3 protein-coding genes are annotated in these 3,831 nt (G+C 63.6%); 2 read left to right on the top strand and 1 reads right to left on the bottom strand.

The features are described 5' to 3' along the window. A partial coding sequence (locus WBR57_RS12420; protein ID WP_424084080.1) for a condensation domain-containing protein occupies positions 1-1,953 on the bottom strand: 1,953 nt, incomplete at its 3' end. A gap of 480 nt (positions 1,954-2,433) precedes the next feature. Between WBR57_RS12420 and WBR57_RS12415 the strand changes: the two genes are divergently transcribed. Further along, on the top strand, positions 2,434-3,228 hold the full coding sequence (locus WBR57_RS12415; protein ID WP_424084079.1) for a helix-turn-helix transcriptional regulator: 795 nt from the start codon (positions 2,434-2,436) through the stop codon (positions 3,226-3,228). After that, positions 3,228-3,831, top strand: a 604-nt coding sequence (locus WBR57_RS12410; RefSeq protein WP_424084078.1) for a TolC family protein, incomplete at its 3' end; no start/stop codon positions are given. The genes WBR57_RS12415 and WBR57_RS12410, both read left to right, overlap by 1 nt.

Here is a 3,831-nt window from a genome sequence, read left to right as displayed (position 1 = left end):
GGCCATCGCATCAAAGCCGAACCCGGCAACGCTGGCGGTGTGGCTGCCCGCGTGCAGGTCGAAGGCCCGGCAGTGCCAGTCGACCAGGTTGGCCACGGTGTGGTGCTCGACCATCACGCCCTTGGGCAAGCCGGTGGAGCCGGAGGTGTAGATCACGTACGCGAGGTGCGCGGGGCTGACCGGCACACCGGGGTTGCTGCCCGGGTGCAGGGTCGGATGGCCGAGCACGATCACCGGCACGTCCAGCCCAGGCAAACGGGGCAGCAGGTCCTGTTGCGTCAGCACCACCACCGGCGCGCTGTCCTGCAGCAGGTAATGCAGGCGCTCGGCGGGATGCGCCGGGTCGATCGGCACATAGCAGGCGCCGGACTTGAGGATCGCCAGCAACCCCACCAACGTGTCCAGGCCGCGCCGCGCCAGGATCGCCACCCGGTCATCCGCCTGCACGCCCCGCTCGATCAAGTGATGGGCCAGCGCATTCGCCTGCCGGTTGAGCTGGGCGTAGGTCAGCTGCTGGCCCTGCTGCACGGCGGCCACGGCGTGTGGCGTACGGGCCGCCTGGACTTCGATTCGGGCATGCAGGGTGTGCGGTTCGGCGGTGGGCTGGGCGGTGGCGTTCCAGGCTTGCAACTGGGTGTATTCGGCAGGCCTGATCAATGAAAACGCGCCAACCTCGCGTGCCGTGTCCTCCAGGCCCTGTTCCAGCAGCCAGGTAAAACCCTGCGCCAGTGCCTGCACGTCGGCGCGCTGGAAGTACGCCTGGTTGTATACGCAATGCAGGCTCGCGCTGGCCTGGTGCAAGTTGCTGCGCAAGTGGAAAGCGATCGGCAACGGTTCATGGTGGTTGGAGACTTTGATCGCGCGAGCCTGCACTTGGCCGAAGCGCAGGTCATGGTCGTCCTGTTCAAAGGATACCGACAAGTCGAACAGCTGGCTGCGATCAGTGCGGCGCAGGCCCAGCTCGCGGTTCATCTCGCTCAAGGGAAAACGCTGGTGGCGAAAATCCTGCTTGAGCTGGTCACGGATGCCGCGCACCAACGCGCCAAAGGGCAATTGTTCGCTGAACTGCAAACGCACCGCGCTGACCTGGGCAAACGACCCGACCGTAGCCCGAAACGCCGCATTGGACCGGTTGAGAATCGGCACCCCGACCACCCATTCATCACGCTGGTGCGTGCGGGTGAAGTACACATACATCGCCGCCAGCAACACATGGAACGCCGACGCCTGGTACCGGTTGGCCACGTGCTCCATGCGGTCGAGCAGCGCCACCGCAAACGGCTCGACCAGCGTGCAGCTCGACAACCGCGCGCTGTGCCGAGGCACCAGCAATGGCTCGGGCAGCGCTTGGTATTTGTCCAGCCAATAACTGCGATCGCGGGCGTAGCGCGCGGATTGCTGGTAGTGCTGGTCGGCATCGATAAAGTCGATATACGACGCGGCAGGCGCTTCCGTTGGCCGACCTTGTTCCAGCGCGCTGTACAGCTGCGCCAGGGATTGCAGCATCTGCCCGAACCCCCAACCGTCGAGGATCAGGTGGTGGGCCTGGGTGCCGAGGCGGTAATGGTTGGCGCCGAGCTTGACCAGGAAAAACCGGAACAATGGCGCGCCTTCCATCGCATAGGGCCGGGCCATTTGCGCCTGCATCAGGGCCTGGGCCGCAGCCTGTGGATCGGCCTGCGCAGAAAAGTCGTGGACTGGCAGCTCCACCGCCAACGCAGTGGCGAACGTCTGGCGCGGCAAGCCGTTGGCATCGCTGTGCAGCTGGATGCGCAATGCATCGTGCCTGGCCACCAGTTGCTCGAGCGCACGCTGGATCAACTCAGGCGCCACCGCCCCGGCGAAATCGACGTAACCGCCAATGTTGTACAACGGCGAATCGCCCGCGCGCAGTTGGTCGAGCCAGATGTCCTGTTGGGCGGCGGTGAGGGGGAAGCTGGGAGAATGCTTCATAAGATCCTTCTCATGGGTGTCAGGCACTGGCCGCTAAGGGACGGCGAAATGGCCGGATTTGAGCATGCGGGCCGCAGTCGCTCTGACACCCGAAACCCGGACACCCGAAGGCCGCGCAACCGGCTTGGCTGATGGTTCATTGCTGAAACGATTAAAGGGCTGTAGGAAATTGGCTATATCTGGCCGATGTCAGTTTCTCATGACAGCGTTTTGAAAAATATAAATTACTTATATATCAATCAGTTAGTTAGCACTAAAGATGCTTTTGGGTTTTTCGTCGTCGGTTTCTTGCGTCGGAAACGTCGAATTAATGACGACGTTTTTATGGCACGTTGTGTCCCTCGTTTCTGCTACATACGTAGGACAAATCCCCGGGCTAAATACGCTCTCGAGTGCCGACTCTGCTTCATGAGGAACGGATCGCCCCCGCAGACGCCCAGGGAGTTCGTGACGGTTTTCGACATCAAGGATGAGATGGCTATGAGTTTGACCCACAGTATTGCCAACGCCCCAGGCACGCATTTTTACGCGGAAATGGGCGAGTTGATTGCCAACAGCGGCCACGCGGATTTTGCCGCGCACATGCTGCACCTGGTGGACAAATGGGTGCCAATCCACCTGGTAGACCTCAGCGAGTGGACCCTGGACGAGCTGCGCGACCGGGTGCTCGATATCAAGCTGCTCGGCACCGCCGGGCAGAAGCGGGACCTGCCGCCCCCCCTGGCGCTGAACTCGATGGACGACCATCCGTTGCTGCGCGACATGCTCGGCATGCAGGACCCGCTGCTGATCCAGCTCAAGGCCAAGGCCAACAGTGCGCACCCGCGTGGCACTTCGCACCAATGCAACCTGGTGTCGCGCCAGGGCAACCGGCGCTGTGTGATTTCGCTCTACCGGCCGCCCACCCAACGCGGGTTTTCCCTGGCCGAGCTGTCATTCCTGAAAAGCCTGTCGGACACCCTGCTGCCACTGATCGAGTGCCACGCCCAGAGCCTGCGCCAGGCCACACACGCCCAGGCTGAACCGGCCCACACCCTGCTGGAGCAATCGCAATTGCAACGTGAGTTCTACAAGCGCCTGTCCCTGGGTGAAATCACCCTGTCGGCGCGCGAGCAGGAGGTGTGCCTCGGCCTGTTGACCGGCGGCACGGTGCCGCAAATGGCGGAAAAACTCAGCGTGAAAAACAGCTCCATCGAAACCTACCTCAAACGCGCCGCCGCCAAACTGGGCGTGAGCGGTCGGCATGGCCTGGCCAAATGGATGGTTGGCGCGTGATGAACAAAACCACGCTCACCAGCCTCGGCATGGCCTGCCTGCTGGGCGGTTGCTCGCTGATCCCCGAGTACCAGCGGCCCGAGGCACCCGTACCCGCGCAGTTTCCGCACACCGGGGTGTACCGGCTGGCGCAGGCCGGCAGCGTTACGCCGGCCTCGGACTGGCAAGGCCTGTTCCACGACCCGGCGTTGCAGCAGTTGATCGGCTCCGCGCTGGCAAATAACCGTGACCTGCGCGTGGCGGCGCTGAACGTCGAGGCGTTCCAGGCGCAGTACCGCATCCAGCGCGCCGACCTGTTCCCGGCGGTGTCCGCCAACGGCGCCGGCAAGCGCCAGAAGTTGCCGGGCGAGGTGACCGGCACGGGCAAGTCCGCGATCACCTCCAGCTATTCCGCGACCTTGGGCCTCAGCGCCTATGAACTGGACTTGTTCGGCCGCGTGCGCAGCCTCAGCGAACAAGCGATGCTCACCTACCTGGGCACCGAAGAGGCCCGGCGCAGCGCGCAGTTGAGCCTGGTGGCGAATGTCGCCAACGCCTACCTGACCTGGCGCGCCGACCAGGAACTGCTGGCCCTCGCCCAGCAGACCCTGGGCGCCGACGACC

The sequence above is a fragment of the Pseudomonas sp. genome (assembly GCF_049590575.1).
In the GTDB taxonomy this organism is placed as follows: Bacteria; Pseudomonadota; Gammaproteobacteria; order Pseudomonadales; family Pseudomonadaceae; genus Aquipseudomonas.
The sequence above is the reverse complement of the archived record's forward strand: the minus strand, read 5'-3'. Positions and strand labels throughout refer to the sequence as shown.

Bases quoted from the DNA above. Each gene is read 5' to 3' on its own strand.
- WBR57_RS12415 (WP_424084079.1), top strand. From the start codon at position 2,434: ATGAGTTTGACCCACAGTATTGCCAACGCCCCAGGCACGCATTTTTAC.